The organism is Trinickia violacea (assembly GCF_005280735.1).
Classification (GTDB): domain Bacteria; phylum Pseudomonadota; class Gammaproteobacteria; order Burkholderiales; family Burkholderiaceae; genus Trinickia_A; species Trinickia_A violacea.
This window is the reverse complement of sequence record NZ_CP040078.1, coordinates 2,889,102-2,910,486: the sequence shown is the minus strand read 5'-3', so window position 1 is coordinate 2,910,486 and position 21,385 is coordinate 2,889,102. Positions and strand designations below refer to the sequence as shown.

Here is a 21,385-nt window from a genome sequence, read left to right as displayed (position 1 = left end):
AAGTGCCTTCGTTAGCATCTGCACGACCGTTTCACGTGCACTACGTGCCACGACGTGCTCTACGCAGGATTTCCCTCACGCGACATGTCCATCTCTTCCGAATCTGCCGTTGCCGAAATTGCCGGTGACGAGGCCGGTCACGTAACGCGCGGGCTGGCTGCCGCGATCGCCGCCGCCAACCCGTTCGACGATGCCGGCGCGATCGCCGCTGCCCGGCGCGGCCTGCTCGATTTTTTAGCGGCTGCGTTTGCCGGCGCCGACGACGCAGGCTACCGCAAGCTGCTCGCCGTGGTTGCCGGCGGCAGTCGCGGCGAGGCGTCGGCGATCGGCTATCCGCAGACGGTCGGCGTGCTCGACGCTGCGCTGCTCAACGGCTATGCGGGTCACGCGCTCGACTACGACGACGTCCATAGCAGCGTGCGCGGCCATCCGGGCACGGTGCTGCTGCCTGCTTTGCTGGCGTTGGCGCAGACGCGGCGCAGCAGTGCGCGCGATTTTCTCGCCGCCTATGTGGTCGGCGTCGAGACGATGGCGCGGCTCGGACTCGCGCTCGGCAGCCGCCATTACGAGCAGGGCTTTCACAACACGGCGACGCTCGGCACGCTGGGCGCGGCTGCTGCGGCGGCTTATCTGCTGCGTCTCGATGCGGACGCTATCGAGAATGCGCTAGGTCTTGCCGCGACGCAGTCGGCCGGTCTGCGCCTGCAGTTCGGCAGCGAAGCGAAGCCGCTGCACGCGGCGCAGGCGGCGCGCGCCGGTCTCTTCGCAGCGCAGCTTGCCGCGCAGGGCTTGCAGGGTTCACGCGCGGCGCTCGACGGTCCGAGTGGCTTCTTCGCGGTATTCGGCGCGGGCGCGCAAGCGCCGCGGCGCGTGCTCGACGGCTGGAGCGCGCCTTGGCAGATCGTCTCGCCGGGGCTGTACTTCAAGCCATGGCCGTGCTGTACCGCGACGCACTACGCGCTCGACGCCGCGCTTACGCTGCGCGCCGCGCACCGCCTGGTTGCCGGCGACATCGAACGGATCACCGTCACCTTTCCACCCGCCGGCGATACGCCTCTCCTCACGCACTTGCCCGCGACCGGACTCGAAGCGCGCTTCAGCGTCGAATATGCGCTGGCCGCTGCGTTGACCGATGGCCGCGCGAGTGTCGCGACCTTCGCCGACGTGCCGGTGCGTCCCGATCTGATCGCGCTCGCCGCCCGCGTGACGCGCCAGCACGATCACGCTGCGCCGCGCGCGTCGACCGATCCGGCCACGCGTTTTTCGGTGGTCGAGATCGCGCTGAAAAACGGCACGACGGTGAGCCACAAAACCGAGCGTCTCGTCAGCGCCGCAGACCTGCGCGCCAAATTCGCCGACGCGGTCAAGCACGCCCCCGCATTGCTCGAATTGCCTGCGGCAATCGAGACGATGCAAAGCGCCGACGATCTCGCATCCGTATTTCAAGCCTTCACCGATATCCAAGCATGAGCCAATCGCAACCCGTTTCCCGCGCGCGCCAGATGCGCCTGGGCCTCTTCATCCAAGGCGCCGGTCATCACGTCGCAGGCTGGCGCCATCCCGATGCGCAATCCGGCAGCGAAAATCTCGCGCTGATGCAGCGGATCACGCAGACTGCCGAGCGCGCGAAGTTCGACATGGTGTTTCTCGCCGATGGCTTGACGAGCGGACCGGACGCGCATCCGTCGATGGCGATGCGCTTCGAGCCGCTGTGCCTGCTGTCGGCGCTCGCGATGGGGACGCGCCATATCGGCCTCGCGGCGACGGCGTCGACGACCTATAGCGAGCCGTATCACATCGCGCGTGCGTTCGCGTCGCTCGATCATTTGAGCCAAGGCCGCGCCGCGTGGAACGTCGTCACCACGTCGTACGATCGCACCGCGGCGAACTTCACGCGCGGCAATCACCCCGATCATGCGTTGCGCTACGAGATGGCCGGCGAGTTCGTCGACGTCGTCAAGGGACTGTGGGACAGCTGGGACGACGACGCCGTAGTGCGCGACAAGGCGAGCGGCGTCTACTTCGACCCGGACAAGGTGCATACGCTTGCGCATGAGGGACGCTTCTTCTCGGTGAAGGGGCCGTTGAACACGTCGCGTCCGCCGCAAGGGCATCCGGTGGTGATTCAAGCCGGCTCGTCGGGGCCGGGGCAAGAGCTGGCCGCGCGCACGGCGGAAGTGGTGTTCACCGCGCAGCAGACGCTGGATGAGGCGCGCGTGTTCTATCGCGACCTCAAGGGGCGGCTCGCAAAGTACGGCCGCGAGAACGAGCAGCTTCACGTGATGCCGGGTGTCTTCCCGGTCATCGGGCGCACCGAGCAGGAAGCGAAGGACAAGTACGCGCAACTGCAGGAATGGACCGATACGTCCGGCGCGTTGACGCTGCTGTCGGACCGGCTCGGTCACGATGTGTCGAAGTATCCGCTCGATGGTCCGCTGCCGGATCTGCCCGAATCGGAGCAGTTGAAGAGCCGCGCCAAGTTGCTGACCGATCTCGCGCACCGCGAGAACCTGACGTTGCGCGAGCTTTATCACCTCGTTGCCGGCGCGCGCGGGCATCGGATCGTTTGGGGCACGGCGGTGCAGGTTGCCGATGCGCTCGAGGAATGGTTCGTCGGCGAGGGCGCGGACGGATTCAACATCATGCCGCCGTATTTTCCGGGCGGTCTCGATGACTTTGTCGAGCTGGTGGTGCCGGAGTTGCAGCGGCGCGGTCTCTTTCGTACCGAATATTCGGGGACGACGCTGCGGGAGCATCTTGGGTTGCGGCGGCCGGTGAGCCGGTACGCGGCGGGGTGAGGTAGGGCGCGCGTAGGGGTTGCGCGCTGCCCAACCGCAGCGCGTCCTAGTATCAAACCGCGAATTTGCTCAAATCGAGCTTGATCGGCGCGTGAACCACCACGCTCGAATCGCGGCTGCGCGCATCGCTACCCACCGCAAGCGAACGCGCCAAAAACGCCTGCGTACGCGGACTCGCCGGTTCGCGAAACACCCGCGCCGCAGGCCCATGCTCGACGATCACACCGGCCTCGGTAAAGAACACCGCATCGCTGACTTCCTCGGCAAACCGCATCTCATGCGTAACGAGCACGCACGTCATGCCGTCCCTGACGAGATCGCGTATCACGTTCAGCACCTCGCCGACCATCTCCGGATCGAGCGCCGATGTCACTTCGTCGAACAGGATCAAATCCGGCTGCATCGCGAGCGCGCGTGCAATCGCGACGCGCTGCTGCTGTCCGCCGGAAAGCTGGCCCGGATAGGCGTGCGCCTTGTCGGCGAGCCTCACGCGCGCAAGCAGTTCGTGCGCATGGCGGATCGCGCTCTTCTTGTCGCGGCCGAGAATCCGCACCGGGGCCGCCACCAGGTTGTCGAGCACGCTCAAATGCGGAAACAAGTTGTACTGCTGGAACACGAAGCCGACCCGCTTTCGCAGCGCAATTTCGTCATGCTCGGAAGCGAGCCGATCGACGCGCGTGCCGTCGACTTCGATCGTGCCGCTCTGCGGTTTCAGCAAGCCGGTGATGCAGCGCAGGATCGTCGATTTTCCCGACCCTGACGGCCCGATGATCGACACCGCCTGGCCTCGGAACACGTCGAGGTCGATGCCGTTCAATACGGGGTTCGCGCCGAACGACAAGTGCACGTCGCGCAGGCTGACGAGCGGCCGCGGCGCGTCGTTCGCAGCGGTGGAGACGAAGGGTTCAACTGAGCGCATAACGTTGTTCCAGGCGCCGCGTGAAGCGCGCGATCGGATAGCAATAGGCGAAGAAGAGGCCCAGCACGGTGAAATACACGAGCACGGTGAAGTCCGCGCGCGCGACGGTGTTGCTTGCCACCTGGGCGGTATCGAGCAGGTCGTGCACGCCGACCAGCGACGCGAGCGAGGTGCCCATCGTGATGCTCGCGTACAGGTTCATCCACGGCGGCAGCATGCGCTTCACGCACTGCGGCAGGATGATCCAGCGGAACACCTGAGTGCGGGAAAACGCGAGCGACCGCGCGGCATCCCATTGCGCGTGCGGAATGGATTGGATCGCGCCGCGAAAAATCTCCGCGACGTTCGCGCTCGCCGGCAGCGCGAGTCCCAGCGTGACCTTGAACCAGTCAGGGAAGGGCAGCGCGTGATGGCCGAGCGGAATCTCGAACGGAAACACGTAGGTCGAAAAGTAGATCAGTACGAGGAGCGGCGCGTTGCGAAACCCCTGCACGTACGCACGCGCCGCGATGCGCGCCGGCGCCAACGGCGACAACAGCAGCGGCCCCAGCGCGAGCCCGGCCACGCTGCCGATCAAGACTGCGAGCACGCTGATTTCGATGTTGACCAAGAGCGACTTGCCGAGCGCGGGCGCCCATTTGAGCAACGCGGCGAATGCGGTGTTGCGTGCGCTGGCGGCGAGTTCGCGCTCGCCTAATGCGAGCAGCGCAGCGACCACGAGCACGGCAGCGAGCGCGCCCGGGCGGCGGCTTGGCGCGAGAGCGGGAAGCGAGACGAGGGGCTCAGTGGCCATATCCAGGCATCCTCACTGCTTCGATGCCGGCTCGCAGCGCTTCCGCATGAAACGCGCCCTTGTGCAACGCGATCACCGCGACGCTCCAGATGAACGGCGTCAACGGATTGCCGCCGAGGCTGCGCAATGCTTCGCTCAACAGCATGTTGAGCACGAGAAACGCGCAGAAGAGCTGCACCAGAGTCGGCGTATTGCGCGTGACTTCGATGAAAGCGCGCGCGCTGCGGGCGAGCGCCGCATGCGGCGATCGCAGCATCGACGCGAGCAGCACGCCGGCCACGATGCTGAAGCATGCGGTGACGAGGGCCAGCTCGACTGTCACCAGCATGCCGTGGACGAACGACAGGCGGTCGTCGGCGTCGAGCACGAAGCCGTAGTCGAGCCCGGCGCGCTTGAGCGCGGCGACGGCCGCTTCGAGCGGCGCGGCGCTCATGCAGGCTGCGCCTTGAATTTCGCATGCAGGTCGAGCACCGCTTGCGACGGCTGCATGCCGTTCTTGCGCTCCGTGTCGATGAGCCAGCCGCTGCGGTGCCAGTCCTCGACAATCGTTTCGAACGCATGTTGCGTGTCGGTTTCGCCTTTGCGAACCCAGATCACCGACGGCGAGGGGATCAGATCGTTCGAGACCGGAATCGTGTAGTCCTTCCAGTCCGGGTTCTTGGCGGCCAAGAGGCGCAGCGTCGGCGCGACGTGAACCGCGGCGACGCAGTTGTTGCCGCGCAGCGCGAGCAGCGATTCGGGCTGGCCGCGGAACGCCTTGACCTGTGCGCCGTATTCGTCGGCGAGGGGCTTGGCGTAGTTGCTCCCTTGCGACACGCAAACGGGTTTGCCGCGCAGGTCGTTCCAGCTCTTGATGCCGCTGTCCTTGCGCGTGATCAGCGCGCCGCCGATTTCCTCGAACGGCGTTGGCGGGTACGTGAGAAGGTCGGCGCGCTCCTTCGTGACTTCCATATTGGCGATGAGCGCGTCGACCTTGCCCTGCTGCAGGAATTGCACGCGGTTCGACGGCTGCACCGGCACCATCTCGAGCGCGACGCCGAGGTGGCTCGCGAGGCTTTCGGCGAGATCGACGTTCAGGCCGACCGGCTTCTGTGTTGCGGGATCGAGCGAGCCGAACGGCGGCCCGGACAGGATCACGCCGACCACGAGCTTGTGGCGATCATGGATGCGATCGAGCGTGCTGTCCGCGTGCGCGGCGCTCGCCGCGAAGGCGGTTAGAACAAGGACGCCCGCCCACGGGAAAAAAAGGCGGCGTAGCGGGTTGCTGAGGAGAAAGCGCTTGAGCATGAGAGTAACGGATCGCTTAGAGGTCGGTGTGCGCCGCGCGTGCGCACTGACAGGGAGCGGTGACGCCCAAGCGGCGCAGACGCAGCGTTAGCGGCTATTGTCGAGAAGGGCCGCGCGATCCAGAACCAACCATTTTTCATACCGTTATCTGATTTGAGCATTTCAAGCTCGGCCCGTAGCAGTCGAACCCGGTGGCGACTTCATGACGACACCCTATGCGGCGCTCGTGGATCAGCTTGAAAAGGGCACGCTACGGATTAAGGTAGAAAAGGTGTTTCGGCTGCAGGTCATCGTCGAAGCGCACCGCTGCATGGAGGACAACATTGCAGGCGGAAAGATCGTCGTGATGACGTGAAAGGATCGATCGTCGCCGCGTGCGCGAACGCGTTATGCCGGGCCGCCGCGGCCACATGCTCAAGGAGGATGTATGAAAGACACCGTAAATGATGCCGGACTTGATCTGCTGTTTCGTGAAGCGCGTACCTACAACGCGTGGCTGAACGAGCCGGTCTCGGACGAAACTTTGCGCCGGCTTTACGACCTGATGAAGTGGGCTCCCACCAGCGCCAATTGCACTCCCGCGCGGATTCTCTTCTTGCGCTCGAAGGCCGCGAAAGAGCGGTTGTTGCCGGCGCTCGCTCCGGGGAACGTGGACAAGACGATGAGCGCGCCAGTCACGGCCATCGTCGCCTACGACCTGAAGTTCTACGAGAAGCTGCCGCTGCTCTTTCCGCACAATCCCGGCATGCGCGATTACTTCGCCAATTCGCCGGAAATGGTCGACGTGACCGCGAAACGCAACTCCAGTTTGCAAGGCGCCTATCTGATCTTGGCCGCGCGAGCGGTGGGGCTGGATTGCGGACCGATGTCGGGGTTCGACAACGCCAAAGTCGACGAGGAATTCTTCGGCGCCGGAACGAGTGAGCGGGATTCCGTCGAGGAGTTCTTTCCCGAGGGCCACATCAAGTCGAATTTCCTTTGCAATCTCGGGTACGGCGACAAGTCAGGGCTTTTTGCGCGCGGACCGCGCCTCGAGTTCGATCAAGCCTGCACCCTTTTATAAGCCTGTCTGCTTTGCGGACCCGTCGACCACACGAAGCGAAACCGCCGCGCGTCTTGCCTGCGCACTTCATGCTCGAAGTGCAATACGAAGCGTTGGTCGACGATCTCGAGGGCACGGCGCGCAAGATGCTTGCGCATTGCGGACTCGATTGGGATGAACGTTGCCTCGCGTTCGATCAGACGCGCCGGCAAGTGGCGACCGCGAGCGCATCGCAGGTGCGCCAGCCGTTGTATCGAACTTCGCTGCAACGCTGGCGGCCTGCGGACGATTTGCTGAAGCCGTTGCTCGATGGGCTCGGGCCGGATCTGTTGGGCTAGGGCGGGCGGCCGTGGCGGGTGCTTGTATTGAAGGCTGAATTAAAGCAATTCGTAATGAGAGTGATTGTCATTTGCATTTTCGTTGACACTGGGCGGCCGCGTGCGTAGGATGCGCGAGCGCAGACACCCACTGCGCTCGCCATGCCTCTCACCGAATTGATTGAGCCCGCTACTCAACGTGTCTTTGAAAACGATGTCCGGAACGGCCATGAATGACGCCGATCGAACCGGCAGCTTGCGCCTTGCCGTGGCGCATGCCCCGTTCGTGACGCAGGAAGGGCCCGCCTTTGCGCAAACCCATCGCGACCTCGATCGCTACGACCGCCTCTCGCGCGCGTTTCACTGGATATTCGCCATCACGATCCTCTACGCGAGCTTCGCGGGGTATGCACTCTCGCGGATTGGCAGCCGGCCGGTTCATGACTTCGTGTCGCGGCTCAATATGTCGCTGGCTACGATTCTGATTCTGTTGTTTCCGCTGCGCGTGCTGTGGAAATACAAGCGCGTCGAGCCGTGGCCGCTCGCCGGCGTTTCCGCCGCACAGCGCCGGCTCGCGCACGGCGTGCATGGCGTGATGTATCTGACGATTTTTCTCGTGCTGGCCAGCGGCTTCTTGATGGTGCCGCACGGATATTCGTTCTTCGGCCTGTTCGAGGTTCGCACGCCGTTCGAGAAGGGGCCGTTGACCGATACGCTGTTCCTGCTGCATCGAGGCGGCTGCGCACTGCTGGCCGGATTGGTGGGCCTGCACGTACTTGCCGTCATCAAGCATCAGTTCGTGAGCCGCAACAACGTGCTGCGCCGGATGCTCTGAGAAACGTCCGGCTCAGCCCTGATCGCCGCCGCCTACCGGCAACACCGTACCTGTGATGTAAGAGGCTTCGTCGGAAGCGAGAAACAGAATCGCGCCGACTTGCTCGTCGATCGTTCCGTAGCGGTGCATCAGGCTCGACGCCAGCGTCTGGTCGACGATGCCTTGATACCAGATCGCCTCTTGCTCGCTCGGTTTTTCGGCATTGCGGGGTACGCGGCGCGGCGGCGCTTCGGTGCCGCCCGTCGCGACGGCGTTTACGCGTATGCCGTCTTGTGCGTGCTCGAAGGCTAGACTCGCTGTCATCGCGTTGACGCCGCCTTTGGATGCGGCATACGGTACGCGGTATACACTTCGCGTCGCGATCGACGATACGTTGACGATCGCGCCGCGCTTGCGCTCGATCATCGAGGGCAGCACGGCGCGGCAGCACCAGAGCGTCGGAAAGAGCGAGCGCCGCACTTCGGCTTCGATCTGCGCTTCCTCGTACTCCTGATATGGCCGGGTCCAAATCGTGCCGCCGACGTTGTTGATCAAGACGTCGATGCCGCCGAAGGTGCCGAGCGCCGCGCGCGTCATCTCGCATGCGCCCGCGTAGGTCTCGAGATCGGCTGTCACCGCGATGCATCGCGCGCCCGCGATTGAGATTTCATCGGCGACATCGCGCACCCACTCGGAGCGGTCGCAGAGCACGACGCTCGCGCCTTCCGCAGCGGCGGCGAGCGCGACGCCGCGCCCGATGCCCTGCGCCGCACCGGTCACGACGACGACTTTGTCTTTGAAGCGCTGACTGGTTCTCATGGTGCTCACGCGACGTTGCTTGCCGAGAATTTCTCGTAGTAGAAGTTAGCGGGCGTCACGCCGGTTTCGCGCAGCCAGCCCTGCACCGCCTCGACCATCGCGACCGGGCCGCACAGGTAAATATCGACGTCGCCGCCGTTGAGCCATTCGGGCTCGACGTGGCCGGTGACGTAGCCCTTGCGTGGATGCGCGCTGGCCGCGTCGGCCACACAGGTGCGGTATACAAAATGCCGAATCTTGCATACCGCATCGTCGAGCTGCTCGACGCTGACCAGATCGACATCGTTCGTCACGCCGTAAACCATTCTGACCGGCTGCGTGCCTTCGTTCGCGGCGAGCACGTCGAGCATCGACAGGAACGGTGCGATGCCGGTGCCGCCCGCGAGAAAGAGCATGGGTCTGGCGGGCTCGCGCAGATAGAAGCTGCCGTACGGGCCGGAGAAGCCGATCTTCTCGCCCGGCTTCGCGTGCTCGGCAAGGTATTGGCTCATGCGCCCGTTCGGCACGTTGCGCACGACGAACGACACGCGCGAAGCGCCCGGCGGCGAGCTGAACGAATAGGAGCGCGTCAGTTCGCTGCCCGGTATCTCGACATTCACGTACTGGCCGGGCAAGAAGCCGAGCTTGCCCGGCTCGTCGACGTCGATCGAGAAATGGATCGTCGACTCGGTCAACGGCTCGACCGACGCGAGCGTGCCCCCATGACGCGATACGCCGGTCTTGCACGCGGCGGACGAGGCGGGCACGCGAATCACGCAATCCGAACGCGGCCGCGTCTGGCACGCGAGGATATGGCCTTGCGCGGCTTCGTCGGCGGTCAACGCATCTTCGATATAGCTCGACTCCGGAAGATCGTAGCGGCCCGATTCGCAATAATTGCGGCACGTCCCGCACGCGCCGTCGCGGCAATCGAGCGGAATGTTGATCTGATGACGGTACGCGGCATCCGCGAGCGTTTCGTTTTCGCGGCAGGAGATGAAGCGGGTGACCCCGTCTTCGAATTGAAGTGCGATGCTGTGTTCCATGAGACTGCTCCTTAGGGCCTGTTATTCGTGTGAACAGGCCCTGGTATCCGCTCAGATGTGGTAGATGTCGATGACCTGATTGATGTAGTCGTTCTTCAACACGACGTACTTGTTCAGGATCTGCGGCTGGTCGCCGGAAAAATCGATCACGTAGCGCGACATGCCGAAGTAGCTGTAGTTGGTCTTGTAGCGATGGCTCAGCGTGTGCCAGTTGAAGCGCACCGTGAGCACACCGTCCTCTTCGCTTTCCAATTCGACATTGGCGATGTTGTGGCTCGTGCGTGTGTCGGGCATCGTGGCGCTCGAGCGCTCGGTTTTGATGCGGAAGACGCGGTCCTCGAGCCCCTGGCGGCTCGGGTAATAGATCAGCGAGATCTCGCGCTGCGGGTTCGTGATCAGCTTGTCTTCGTCGTCCCATGACGGCATCCAGAACACCGCGTCAGGGTGATAGCAGGTGAGCCATTCGTCCCACTGCTCGTCGTCGAGCAAGCGGCTTTCGCGGTAGAGGAACGCCTGGATATCGGCGAGCGTGGTCGTCTTCATGCCTGGCTCCTGTCGATCAGAGTTGACGCTTTAGCGCTTACTCTGGTCGCATGCAAAGCGTCGGCCGCAAGCGCTTTTTTCATGGTCTCGACCCAGTAGCGGTGCTGGACCGTATACAAGCCTTCGTCTTCGGTCTTCACGCCGCTCATCACCGGGTTCAGGCCGATTTTCCTGGCCGCATCGTCGGGGCCGTGGACCCAGTGCGTGGCGCCCCGGCACATGTCGTTCCATTCGAGCGCGCGGCCCGCGTAGCCTTGCTGGCACGCGCGGAATTCCTCGAGATCGTCGGGCGTCGCCATGCCGCTCACGTTGAAGAAGTCTTCGTATTGGCGGATGCGCCGCGCACGCGCTTCGTCCGATTCGCCTTTCGGCGCGATGCAGTAGATCGTCACCTCGGTCTTGTTGACCGCGAGCGGGCGCAGCACGCGGATCTGCGAGCCGAACTGGTCCATCAGGTACACGTTCGGATAGAGGCACAAATTGCGCGAGTTCTGGATCATCCAGTCGGCCTTCTCGGGGCCGCAGCGGGTGGCGAACTCGTCGCGCCGGCTGAAGTTGGGACGGTCCTCGGGGTTCGCCCAGCGCGACCACAGCAGCATGTGTCCGTGCTCGAACGCGTAGAAGCCGCCGCCTTGACGTCCCCAGCTGCCGGCATCCATTGCGCGGATCTGGTCTTCGCGCGCGTTTTCTTGCTTGCGATGGTTGGTCGTCGCGGCGTAGTTCCAGTGCACGGCCGAGACGTGATAGCCATCCGCGCCGTTTTCGGCGGTCAGCTTCCAGTTGCCTTCATACGTATAGGTTGAAGAGCCGCGCAGCACTTCGAGCCCGTCTTCGGACTGGTCGACGATCATGTCGATGATGTGCGCTGCCTCGCCGAGGAAGGTTTCGAGCGGCGGCACGTCCGCGTTCAGGCTGCCGAACAGGAAGCCGCGATAGTTCGCGAAGCGCGCGACTTTCTTCAGATCGTGCGAGCCTTCCTTGTTGAAGCACTCAGGGTAGCCGGCTCCCTCGGGGTCTTTGACCTTGAGCAGCTTGCCGCTGTTGTTGAAGGTCCAGCCATGAAACGGGCACGTGTAGGTCGCTTTGTTGCCGCGCTTGTGGCGGCACAGCATCGCGCCGCGATGCGTGCATGCGTTGATGAACGCATTGAGCTCGCCTTGGCGATTGCGCGCGATGAAAATCGGTTGGCGGCCGATGTAGGTCGTGTAGTAATCGTTGTTGTTGGGGATCTGGCTTTCGTGCGCGAGGTAGATCCAGTTGCCCTCGAAGATGTGCTGCATTTCGAGTTCGAAGAGCGCCTCGTCGGTGAACGCGCTGCGGTGCAGGCGATAGTCGCCGCGCGCTTCGTCCTCGACGAGGAAGTCGTCGATCGACGTCAGCCGGGGGGTACGGTCCGGGTAAATCGGGATCATGCGGTGTCTCCATCCAGAATCGTTATGCGGACGGTCTGCCAGGTGCGAATCCGCCTGTGCTGTGTAATGCTCGGAAGGTATAATTTCCGTTGGCGTCAACCGTAGTCGAAGCATAGTTGGCGGCCAATTAGCGCGTCCAACACTGATTTAGTATTCGTTCGATATCTAAAAGGTATGGTCATGGAGCTGCGCCACCTGCGTTACTTCGTTGCCGTGGCCGAGGAGCGCAATTTCACGCGCGCCGCACAACGGCTGCACATCGCACAGCCGCCGCTGTCCCGCCAGATTCAGCAGCTCGAGGAGATGCTCGGCGTTCAGTTGTTCGAGCGCGAATCGCGTCCGCTCAAGCTCACCGATACCGGCCGCTTCTTTTATTCGCACGCGGTGCAGCTTCTCGCTCAGACCGCCGAGCTCGAATCGATGACCAAGCGCGTCGGCAAGATCGAGCGCAGCATGTCGATCGGCTTCGTCGGCTCGACGCTCTATGGAATGCTGCCGAAGATCATCCGGCGCTTTCGCGCGGAAAACGGCGCGGTCGAATTGAGCCTGCACGAAATGTCGACGATGGATCAGATCAAAGCCTTGAAGGAAGGCCGCATCGACGTCGGCTTTGGCCGGATTCGACATGAAGACCCGAGCATCCGCCGCGTCGTGCTGCGCGAGGAGCGCATGATCGTGGCGCTGCCGATCGGCCATTCGTTGGAGTCGGCCAAGCCCGTGCTGTCGCTGCACGACTTGCTCGGCGAGACGCTGATCATCTTTCCGAAAGCGCCACGCCCGAGCTATGCCGACCAGGTGCTGGCCGCCTTTCACGATCGCGCGTTGAAGCCGCATCGCATCTTCGAGACGCGCGAATTGCAGATCGCGCTAGGGCTCGTGGCGATGGGCGAGGGGATCTCGATCGTCCCGAGCAGCGTGCACGGGCTGAAGCGCGATGACGTGAGCTACAAGGAACTCGACGACCCGAAGCTCGTTTCGCCGATCATCATGAGCATGCGCATGCTCGACGAATCGGAGGATGTTCGCGCGATGCTCGAATTGATCTACGCGCTGTATGTCGAGGAGAGGATGGAGTTTTTGCCGCCGCCGGAGATTTAGGCGATCACTGGATTGACGGGACGTTGTTCGTCCGATAGCTACGACGCCGCCCGTCACTCCGCTCGCGCATTGGACAGATTGTGATAGCGCTCGAGACTCTCGTTGAGGTGCCGGCGCATGGCTCTGCGCGCCGCGGCTTCATCCTGCTTTTCGATGGCGTCTAGGATTTCGCCGTGCTCTCGCTGAATGCGCTTGATGAAGGTCTTGCGCTCCTTGGCGTCCGCTTTGGCGTGCTTCAAGCGCAGGTCGATGATGATTTCCTGCCCGAGCGACTTGAGCAGCGAGGAAAAATGCGGATTGCCCGAGCACGTCGCAATCGCAAGATGAAACTCGAAATCGGCGCGCGCGCACTCCGCATCGTCGTCGACCGAGGCGACTTCCATGCTCGCGTAGACTTGCTTGAGGGCTTTCAACTGCTGCTCGGAGCGGCGCTGCGCGGCATAGGCGGCGCACTCGCACTCGACGCCGATACGCAACTCGAGCACGTGCATCGAATTCTTGAACGTGGCGGGATCGATGAAGGCGGTCTCGACGGATTGCGCGGCGTCGTCCGAGACGAAAACGCCGACACCATGACGAGCGATCAAGCGCCGGCCGAGCTTGAGCGACGCAACCGCCTCACGGATGACGGTCCGGCTGACGCCGAACTCGGTGCATAGCTCGGGCTCGGTGGGGAGCTTGGCGCCCGGGGCATATTCACCACGATCGATCTTGTCGCTCAGTGCCTGGATGACCAGTTCGGTCAAGCTGCGCCGCCGCCCCGAACTGGCGGCGTTTTTCAGGAGAGTTTCAGCGTCCAGGGTCATTCCATGTACTCCGCTCTGGATGAGGAAAGCTCTGCAATTGACGGATGCAGGCACTCCGCGTCGGCGCGGTCGCTCATCCATATGACCTACGCTGTATGACATGCTATGACTCTAGCATATCGGCAGGTCTCGCAAGGGCTCACCCCGCCGCCCGGGCAGGGTGAATCGTGCCTTGCCTGATCTATGTCACGCGTAGATATAGCCGCCGCTGACAATGACGTTTTCGCCCGTGGCGTAGGTGTTGCGGCTGCTTGCCATCATCAGCACCCACTGCGCGATTTCCTCGGGCTCGGCTGCGCGGCCGAGCGGGTTGGCAGCGGCCAGTTCGCCGAGGAAGCCGAGCTTTTTCGCTTTTTCAGTCGCGAAGCCGGCCGGCGCGACCGAGTTGACGAGAATGCCGTCCTTGGCGACTTCTTGGGCAAACGACTTGGTGAGGCTGACGACGGCCGCCTTCGTGGCGGCGTAGTGCGCGTTCTGCGGATGCGCCTTGAACGCATCGACCGACGTAATGTTCACGATGCGCCCGGCGACGTTCGCTTCGACCTTCGGCCGCGCGCGCATGTGCTCGATGGCGGCCACCATCATGTGATACGTGCCTTTGATGTTGACCGCGTTCTCGAGATCCCACTCGGCATCGGAGATGTCGAGCAACGGGCGGCGCGGATAGATCGCCGCACTATTGATGAGGCAATCCACGCGGCCGAGTGCGTCCACTGCCTGCTTGAAGGCCGCATGCGCGGTTTCCTTGCGCGTGATGTCGCCTTCCACGCCGGCGACGTCGTGACCTTCCGCTTGCAGGTTGCCAACGGTCTCTTTGAGGAGGAGTCCGTTCTTGTCGATGAGCGCGATGCGTTTGGCGCCCTCGGCGAGCATCAGCTTGGCGACGGCGAGCCCGAGGCCCGAAGCGCCTCCGACAATAACGACATGTTGGTTTTTCATGGGTAATGGGGAGTGAGCGTTAAGGAGTAGGGGTCAACGGGCGGCAACGATTTGCGAGCCGCCGGGCGCCTGATCGGTCGGGAAGACTTCCATGCGCGAGACGTCGACGTAGTCCGGCAGCGAAAGCGCCGTGGTGATCAGCTCGGCGACGTGCTCGGGCTGGATCGAGCGATAGCCGTCGTACAGCTTCTCGTTGGCGCCTTGCTCGCCGAGAGCGGTGCGATAGAGGCTCGTCTGGACGCGGCCCGGCGCAATCTCCGTCACGCGAATCCCGCTGCCCAGCAGGTCGCAGCGCAATGAATCGCAGAACAGGCTGATCGCCGCCTTGGTCGCGCCGTACACCGCGGTATTCGGATGCGGGAAGCGACCCGCGCTCGAACCCACGAAGAACAGATGCCCGCGCCGTCTTGGCATCATGCCGGCAAGCGCCATATGCGAAAGGCGCAGCGGCGCGCGCAGGTTAACGTCGATCATGCTGTCGATATCGGCCGTCGAGCCGTCGTGGAACTTCGCGAGGGCCGGAAGCAGCCCGGCGTTGTTCACCACCACGTCGATCTCGATGCGGCTGAACAGGTCGGCGAGCGCCGACGTGTCCTTGAGGTCTGCCGCGATCGGCGTAGCGCCGCATTCGGTGGCGAGCGCATCGAGCGCCGCGGCATCGCGGCCCAGTGCGTACACCTGCAAGCCCTCTTTGACGAGGCGGCGCGCAATCGCGCGCCCGATCCCGCTCGATGCGCCTGTGACCAGCGCGGTCTTGTACAAAGGGTCGTTCATAGTGCGTGCCTTTGGATGGAAGCGAATTGGGATGAGCGCCTAGATCACGCCTTCTTCGAGAAACGGCCGGTTCTCGACGACGCGCGCATAGCCTAGCGGCCCGAGATCGAGCGAGCGGTATTCGCCGTAGACGATGAGCTCGCTGAGGCCGCGTCCCACGGCAGGGGATTGCTGCAGGCCGTGTCCGCTGAATCCGTTCGCAAACAGGAAGTTCTCCACTTCCGGATGCGGCCCGACGATGGCGTTGTGATCGAGCACGCAAAAATCGTAGTGCCCCGCCCACGAATTGACGACCTTGATGGCCTCGAACGCCGGAACGCGCTCCGCGAGCGCGGGCCAGATCACGTCGTCGAATTCCGCATGGATCACGTCGAAGTCGTCGACATCCGCGAGCGGATCGGGATCGGGATAGCAACCGGTCAGGTAGTACTTGCCCTCGGGCCTGAAGAAGATTCCGGTCGTGTCGATGGTGAGCGGCACAGTGCCTTCGAGCGGTGTGCGGCAGTCGAAGACGAACAGGCAGCGCTTTCTCGGCTCGACGGGAATGTCGAGGCCGGCTAGGCGTGCCATCGCCGGGCCGCGCGTGCCCGCTGCATTCACCATCAGCCCGCAGCCGATCGTCTCGCCGCTCTTGAGCACGGCGCCCGTGATCTTGCCGCCCTCGCGGACGATGTCGACGACCTCGTTCTCGATGTACTCGATGCCCAGCGCCCGCGCCTTGCGCCGCATGCCCTGGAGCAGCCCGTAGCTGTCGAACCAGCCTTCGCCGCTCTGGCCGTAGACGCCGTTGACGAGCGTATCGGTGTTCAACCAAGGAAAGCGGTGCTTCAATTGCTCGGGATCGAGCAGCGCGACATCGGCGCCGTTGTCTCGTTGCGTCGTGTAGTTGCGCTCGAACATCGGCGCGCTCGACGCATCGCCGAGGTACAGGTAGCCGTTTTCTTTGAAACCGAGTTCGGGCGCATCGCCGTCGACTGCGACGAGCTCGTGGAAATTGCGGATGAACTCGGTGCCGAACTGCGAAATCCGGATGTTCAGCGGGTTCGAGAACTGATGCCGGATCGACGCGCTCGACAGCGCGGTCGCGGACCGCGCATAGGACCAGTCGCGCTCGACGACGAGGACGGAGCCGTTGAAGTCGGGGTTCGTCGCGAGGAAATACGCCGTCGCGCTGCCGACGACCGCGCCGCCCACGATGACAACATCGTAGTGGGACTTCGATGCAAGCTGTGCCATCTCTATGCTTTCCAAAAAATCGTTCTGGACCGGGTCGCTTACGCGGTTTTCGCGTCTTCGGCGTCTTCGTAGTGGCCGTCGGCAGCGAACTGTCCGCCTTGGAAGCGGACTGCCGGATGCCGAGGGTCGGGCGCCGGAGTGGTTGCGTACACGTCGGCGCGGTAGGCATCGGCCGAGTCCTTGGGCCGGTAGCCGAGATAGCCCGCCTGAGTGTTGTCCCAGAAGTTCGCGCTGTTGTTCGAATTGCCGTAGACGACCATATGCCCGACGCTCGGCGTCATCAGCGCGCGTATGCACAGATGCGAGAAGTCGTCGTAAGAGAGCCAGGTGGCCAGCATGCGCCGGTCGACGGGCTTCGGAAAGCACGAGCCGATCCGCAGGCAGACGGACTCCATGCCGAACTTGTCGAAGTAGTAGCGCGACAGGTTTTCGACGAAGGTCTTGCTGACGCCGTAGAGGCTGTCGGGGCGCTGCGGCACGGTGGCGTCGATGGTCTGCGTGCATTCGTAGAAGCCGATCGCATGCACGGAGCTTGCATAGATCACGCGCTTCACGCCCGCTTGACGGGCCGCCTCGTAGATGTGGTAGCCGCCGACGATGTTCGAGTCGAGGATGACCTGGAACGTGTTTTCGCGCGGTGCGCCGCCGAGGTGGATGACCATCTCGACGCCTTGCATCATCTCGAACACGGCATCGCGATCGGCGAGGTCGCACACGAAGTGCCGTTCGTTCTCGCGCACGTCGCCTAGCGGTTCGCGGTCGCTCAGCGTCAGCGTGGTCGCATACGGGCGCAGCGATTCGCGCAGTACCGCGCCGAGCGCGCCGGCGGCGCCCGTGATCAGGATGTTCTTGAAGACAGGCCGGGTGATGTCGGTCATGCGCTGCTCCTCAATGGCTAGCCGCTGCATTCAGCGTGTCGAGCGTGACGCCGTACTCGTCGCTCAATTGGGCTTCGGAGATGTACTCGTTGCGCAGGTCGCGCAGCAGCGCTTCCTTGTCGCGTTCTTTGGGTGAGCCGATCCCGCCGCCGCCGGGCAAGGCCAGCACGACACGCTGGTGCTCGCCGACTGCCTGCGTGCCTTTACCGCGCATCTTCGTGCCGTCGGAGAGTGTGACCTCACCGGCCGCACCCGGTTTGCCGCCCGACTGTCCGCGCGCCGGATGATCGATGCGGTCGAACATTGCATTGAAGCGGAACTGGTAGCCCGCGCGCGGCCCGATCTCGACGACCTGGCCGAGCCCGCCGCGATGCTTGCCGGCGCCGCCGGAGCCGGAGCGCATTTCCTTGCGCCACACGACGATCGGTCCGACCTGTTCGGTCGCTTCGACCGACATGGCGTGGACACCGCTCGGAAACGCGGTGGCCGACAGCCCATCCAGCTCGGCGCGCGCACCCGTGCCGCCGCTGTTGAACATCAGGATCTCGCTGCCTGGGAGGCCCGAATCTTCTCGCACGGGCCGGGCGCTCACGTGCAGATTCCAGAGCGCACCCGCGCCTTCGGCCGGCACGCGGCCGGGCAGGATCTTGTGCAGGGCGCCCAGGACGAGATCCGGGACGAAGTGCCCGAGCACGTGACGCACCGCGACGGGGCTCGGCCGTTGCGCATTGAGGATGCAGCCTGCCGGCGCCTGGACGCGGAACGGCTCGAGCGAGGCCGCGTTGTTCGGCACTTCCGGCGCGATGATGCATTTGAGGCCGTAGCAGGCATACGCCTTCGCGTACAGCAGCGGAACGTTGATGCCGAACGGGCTGGCCGGGGAGGAGCCGGCGAAGTCGGCGAGCAGGTGATCGTCGCCGACCGTCAGCGTGACATTGAGCTTGACCGGCGTGTCGTAGCCGTCGAGCGTCATGTCGTTGGTCTGCGTGCCCTTGGGCAGCGCGGCGATGCGTTCCAGCGTCGCTTCGCGGCTGCGCGCGAGGATGAACTCTCCAATGCCCTCGACGTCCTTCAGATCGAACTCCCTGAGCATATCGAGCAGACGCTTGTGCCCGGTTTCGTTGCAGGAGGCGAGGGCATAGAGATCGCCGACCACCTTGTCCGCTTCGCGGACGTTGTTGCGCAGGATGTTGATCAGGTCGCGATTGACCTCGCCGCGCTCGATGAGCTTCATGATCGGCACGAAGAGACCTTCCTCGTAAATCTCGCGCGAATCAGGGCCGAAGCCGCGTCCGCCGATGTCGACCACGTGCGCGGTGCTGGCGAAATAGCCGATCAGCTTGCCGTCGAGAAACGACGGCGACACGACCGTGAAATCGTGAAGGTGGCCCGTGCCTTTCCACGGGTCGTTGGTCAGGTAGACGTCGCCTTCATACATCCGCTCCACGCCGATCGCGTCGATAAAGTGCTCGACGGCTTCCGCCATCGTGTTCACGTGGCCGGGCGTGCCGGTGACGGCTTGCGCGAGCATGCGGCCGCGCTGGTCGAAGATGCCGGCGGACAGGTCGCCGGCTTCGCGCACGCTGGTGCTGAACGCGGTGCGGATCAACGCGGTCGCCTGCTCCTCCACGACGGAGATCAGGCGATTCCACATGACTTGCATGTGGATGGTGTCTAGTTGGCTGGCTGACATGGTTACTCCGTATGGGCCTTGGACGTCGCGAGCAGGCAGCCGTCGGGCTGGACCGTGGCATCGAACGACGACGTGATGAGTGTCGAGGTCTCGGGCTCGACGATGATGGCCGGGCCGCTCACGCGCTCGCCCACTCGCAGGGCGCCGCGCTCGACGATGGCCGCATCGACGTAGCGAGAGAGCGCCGCGTCGAAGATCTTGCGGGTGCTCGCAACGCGGGCGGGATCGCGGCCCTCGACCATTTGCAGATGCTCAACCGGCGGCAGCGGCGAAGCGGCCTTGACCGCCCAGCTCACGATCTCGATGTCGAGACCATCGATCGGGCGGCCGAAGAACTGCGTATAGGCTTGGGTGAACAGCTCAGTAAAAGTCAGCCGATCGTCGGCGCTGAATGCCCGATACGGAATCGCGATCGGAATTTCCCAACCCTGGCCGACGTAGCGCATGAACGCTTTCACGTCGACTTCGGGCTCGGCTTCGCCCGAACCCTGACGCGCGAAGCGAATGGCCTCGGCGCTCAGTTGCGCGACGATTTCGTTGAGCGCATCGGCATCGAAATGAGCGAGGCGCATGCTCGCGCTGCGCACGCTCTCGTAGCCGAACGGGGCGCGCAAAAAGCCGATCGCCGAGCCGACGCCGGCGCCGGGCGGCACGACGAAGCGCTTGATGCCGCTCTTCTCGCAGAGCCGTGCCGCGTGGAGCGGGCCGGCGCCGCCGAAAGTGATCATCGTGTAGTCGCCGATGTCCTTGCCGCTTTCCACCGCGTGGACGCGCGCTGCGTTGCTCATGTTCTCGTCGACGACTTCGGCCACGCCGTAGGCCGCTTGTTCTGGCGTGAGCGCGAGCGTGGCGCCGACTTCATCAGACATCGCTCGGGCGGCGTTGTCGACCGACAACGGGATCGAGCCGCCCGCGAAGTTGTCGGGGTCGAGCCGGCCTAGCAGGAGATCGGCGTCGGTGACGGTCGGCTGCGTGCCGCCGCGCTGATAGCACGCCGGACCCGGCTCGGACGCCGCGCTATGCGGACCGACGCGGATCTGCCGCATCACATCGAGCGAGGCGATCGAGCCGCCGCCCGCGCCGATTTCGACCATCTCGACAACTGGAATCGAGATCGGCATGCCGCTGCCTTTCTTGAAACGATAGGTGCGCGCGACTTCGAAGGTGTTCGCGGTCTTCGGCGTGAAGTCGTCGATCAGGCAGATCTTGGCCGTGGTGCCGCCCATGTCGAACGAGAGGACGGTATCGAGGTTGTATTGCGAAGCGATGTGCGCCGCGAAGATCGCGCCTCCGGCGGGCCCCGATTCCACGAGCCGAACCGGGAATTCCGACGCGCTTTCGATCGAGACGATGCCGCCGCCCGAATGAATGATGAAGATGGGGCAGACGGCGCCGGCCGCGCGGACTTGGCCGAGCAAGCGATCGAGATACGACTTCATGATCGGGCGGACGTAGGCGTTCGCGCAGACAGTGTTGAAGCGCTCGAACTCGCGAATCTGCGGCGACACCTCGCTGGAGATCGAGACGGACACATGGGGCAGGCGTTTTTCGAGCGCGTCGCGCATCAAGCGTTCGTGGACGCCGTTGACATAGGCATGAATGAAGCCAATCGCGATGCTCTCATAGCCGCCTCGCTCGATGCGATCGACCACGCTGTCGATTTGCGCTTCGGTAGGCGCCAGCAGAATCCCGCCTTGTGCATCGATACGCTCACCGAGCGTGAAGCGGTCACAGCGATCGATGAGGGGAGGGGGCAGCTTGATATTGAGGTCGTATTGCTCGAAGCGGTTTTCGGTCCGCATTTCGATCGTGTCACGAAAGCCCTCGGTCGTGATGAAGGCGGTCTTCGCGCCGCGCCGCTCGATCAAGGCGTTGGTGGCGAGCGTCGTGCCGTGAATGATGACGCCGATGTCCTTGAGTTCGATGCCGGCATTGCCCGCAACGATGCTGATGCCTTTGATGATCGCGCGCTCGGGCGCCGTGTAATCGGTAAGGACCTTCGTGGAAAAGAGTTTCCCACCGAGTTCTAGCGCGACGTCGGTAAACGTCCCGCCGATATCGACGCCGACTCGTGCCTTGTCGTGACTGGCCACCTTGTCTCTCCTATGTCGATCAGAGTTGGTGCTTTAGCACTGACTCTGATCCCATGCTGTGGTTGGCCGGAGTTGGCGCTTTAGCGCTTACTCCAGCCC

General features: G+C 63.7%; 21 protein-coding genes and 1 pseudogene. 7 read left to right on the top strand and 15 right to left on the bottom strand.

The features are described 5' to 3' along the window. Positions 1–84: 84 nt before the first annotated feature. Positions 85–1,470, top strand: a complete 1,386-nt coding sequence (locus FAZ95_RS35135; protein WP_137336980.1) for an MmgE/PrpD family protein — start codon at positions 85–87, stop codon at positions 1,468–1,470. Beyond that, on the top strand, positions 1,467–2,798 hold the full coding sequence (locus FAZ95_RS35130) for an LLM class flavin-dependent oxidoreductase (RefSeq protein WP_137336979.1): 1,332 nt from the start codon (positions 1,467–1,469) through the stop codon (positions 2,796–2,798). The genes FAZ95_RS35135 and FAZ95_RS35130 overlap by 4 nt, the downstream gene beginning before the upstream one ends. 52 nt (positions 2,799–2,850) lie before the next feature. On the opposite strand, the gene FAZ95_RS35125 is transcribed toward FAZ95_RS35130, so the two are convergent. From FAZ95_RS35125 to FAZ95_RS35110, 4 genes and pseudogenes are all read right to left on the bottom strand, one after another. Beyond that, on the bottom strand, positions 2,851–3,717 hold the full coding sequence (locus FAZ95_RS35125; RefSeq protein WP_137336978.1) for an amino acid ABC transporter ATP-binding protein: 867 nt from the start codon (positions 3,715–3,717) through the stop codon (positions 2,851–2,853). Further along, complete coding sequence (locus FAZ95_RS35120; protein ID WP_137336977.1) at positions 3,704–4,510, bottom strand: amino acid ABC transporter permease; 807 nt, start codon at positions 4,508–4,510, stop codon at positions 3,704–3,706. The genes FAZ95_RS35125 and FAZ95_RS35120 overlap by 14 nt, the downstream gene beginning before the upstream one ends. Before the next feature lie 13 nt (positions 4,511–4,523). Further along, positions 4,524–4,943, bottom strand: a pseudogene (locus FAZ95_RS35115) (ABC transporter permease subunit); the annotation flags it as partial. Then, positions 4,940–5,797: a transporter substrate-binding domain-containing protein gene (locus FAZ95_RS35110; protein ID WP_137336975.1), complete on the bottom strand. Its 858-nt coding sequence runs from the start codon at positions 5,795–5,797 to the stop codon at positions 4,940–4,942. The gene FAZ95_RS35110 and the pseudogene FAZ95_RS35115, both read right to left, overlap by 4 nt. 202 nt (positions 5,798–5,999) lie before the next feature. On the opposite strand from FAZ95_RS35110, the gene FAZ95_RS35105 reads away from it, so the two are divergent. From FAZ95_RS35105 to FAZ95_RS35090, 4 genes are all read left to right on the top strand, one after another. Further along, positions 6,000–6,152 (top strand): zinc-binding dehydrogenase, encoded by a 153-nt coding sequence (locus FAZ95_RS35105; RefSeq protein WP_137336974.1) that lies wholly within the window; start codon positions 6,000–6,002, stop codon positions 6,150–6,152. Between the two features lie 72 nt (positions 6,153–6,224). Then, entirely contained in the window at positions 6,225–6,860 is a 636-nt protein-coding gene (locus FAZ95_RS35100; protein ID WP_137336973.1) for a malonic semialdehyde reductase, read from the top strand. Further along, positions 6,776–7,177: a sulfotransferase gene (locus tag FAZ95_RS40325; RefSeq protein ID WP_175425841.1), complete on the top strand. Its 402-nt coding sequence runs from the start codon at positions 6,776–6,778 to the stop codon at positions 7,175–7,177. The genes FAZ95_RS35100 and FAZ95_RS40325 overlap by 85 nt, the downstream gene beginning before the upstream one ends. A 208-nt stretch (positions 7,178–7,385) precedes the next feature. Continuing rightward, positions 7,386–7,991 (top strand): cytochrome b, encoded by a 606-nt coding sequence (locus tag FAZ95_RS35090; RefSeq protein WP_137336971.1) that lies wholly within the window; start codon positions 7,386–7,388, stop codon positions 7,989–7,991. Between the two features lie 12 nt (positions 7,992–8,003). Here FAZ95_RS35090 and FAZ95_RS35085 read toward each other — a convergent pair whose 3' ends face one another. From FAZ95_RS35085 to benA, 4 genes are read right to left on the bottom strand one after another with little or no spacing between them, the layout of a single operon-like run. Beyond that, a complete protein-coding gene (locus FAZ95_RS35085; RefSeq protein ID WP_137336970.1) occupies positions 8,004–8,789 on the bottom strand; it encodes a 1,6-dihydroxycyclohexa-2,4-diene-1-carboxylate dehydrogenase in 786 nt (261 codons plus the stop codon). Positions 8,790–8,794: 5 nt separating this feature from the next. Next, positions 8,795–9,814, bottom strand: a complete 1,020-nt coding sequence (gene benC / locus FAZ95_RS35080) for a benzoate 1,2-dioxygenase electron transfer component BenC (protein ID WP_137336969.1) — start codon at positions 9,812–9,814, stop codon at positions 8,795–8,797. A 51-nt stretch (positions 9,815–9,865) separates the two neighbouring features. Beyond that, a complete protein-coding gene (gene benB, locus FAZ95_RS35075; protein ID WP_137336968.1) occupies positions 9,866–10,357 on the bottom strand; it encodes a benzoate 1,2-dioxygenase small subunit in 492 nt (163 codons plus the stop codon). Then, positions 10,354–11,769: a benzoate 1,2-dioxygenase large subunit gene (gene benA / locus FAZ95_RS35070; RefSeq protein WP_137336967.1), complete on the bottom strand. Its 1,416-nt coding sequence runs from the start codon at positions 11,767–11,769 to the stop codon at positions 10,354–10,356. Before benA ends, benB begins: the two co-directional genes overlap by 4 nt. A 180-nt stretch (positions 11,770–11,949) precedes the next feature. Between benA and FAZ95_RS35065 the strand changes: the two genes are divergently transcribed. Further along, positions 11,950–12,867, top strand: coding sequence for a LysR family transcriptional regulator (locus tag FAZ95_RS35065; protein WP_137336966.1), 918 nt, complete (start codon positions 11,950–11,952; stop codon positions 12,865–12,867). A 53-nt stretch (positions 12,868–12,920) separates the two neighbouring features. Here the strand turns inward: FAZ95_RS35065 and FAZ95_RS35060 are convergent, their stop codons facing one another. The 7 genes from FAZ95_RS35060 to FAZ95_RS35030 form a co-directional block, all read right to left on the bottom strand. Next, on the bottom strand, positions 12,921–13,673 hold the full coding sequence (locus tag FAZ95_RS35060) for a FadR/GntR family transcriptional regulator (RefSeq protein WP_137336965.1): 753 nt from the start codon (positions 13,671–13,673) through the stop codon (positions 12,921–12,923). Between the two features lie 186 nt (positions 13,674–13,859). Continuing rightward, positions 13,860–14,612: an SDR family NAD(P)-dependent oxidoreductase gene (locus FAZ95_RS35055; protein ID WP_137336964.1), complete on the bottom strand. Its 753-nt coding sequence runs from the start codon at positions 14,610–14,612 to the stop codon at positions 13,860–13,862. Between the two features lie 33 nt (positions 14,613–14,645). Continuing rightward, a complete protein-coding gene (locus FAZ95_RS35050; RefSeq protein WP_137336963.1) occupies positions 14,646–15,386 on the bottom strand; it encodes an SDR family oxidoreductase in 741 nt (246 codons plus the stop codon). Between the two features lie 39 nt (positions 15,387–15,425). Beyond that, entirely contained in the window at positions 15,426–16,622 is a 1,197-nt protein-coding gene (locus FAZ95_RS35045; protein WP_137336962.1) for an NAD(P)/FAD-dependent oxidoreductase, read from the bottom strand. 38 nt (positions 16,623–16,660) lie between these two features. After that, a complete protein-coding gene (locus FAZ95_RS35040; protein WP_137336961.1) occupies positions 16,661–17,500 on the bottom strand; it encodes an NAD-dependent epimerase/dehydratase family protein in 840 nt (279 codons plus the stop codon). Between the two features lie 10 nt (positions 17,501–17,510). Further along, positions 17,511–19,193 (bottom strand): hydantoinase B/oxoprolinase family protein, encoded by a 1,683-nt coding sequence (locus FAZ95_RS35035; RefSeq protein ID WP_137336960.1) that lies wholly within the window; start codon positions 19,191–19,193, stop codon positions 17,511–17,513. Between the two features lie 2 nt (positions 19,194–19,195). After that, on the bottom strand, positions 19,196–21,286 hold the full coding sequence (locus FAZ95_RS35030) for a hydantoinase/oxoprolinase family protein (RefSeq protein WP_137336959.1): 2,091 nt from the start codon (positions 21,284–21,286) through the stop codon (positions 19,196–19,198). Positions 21,287–21,385 lie beyond the last annotated feature (99 nt).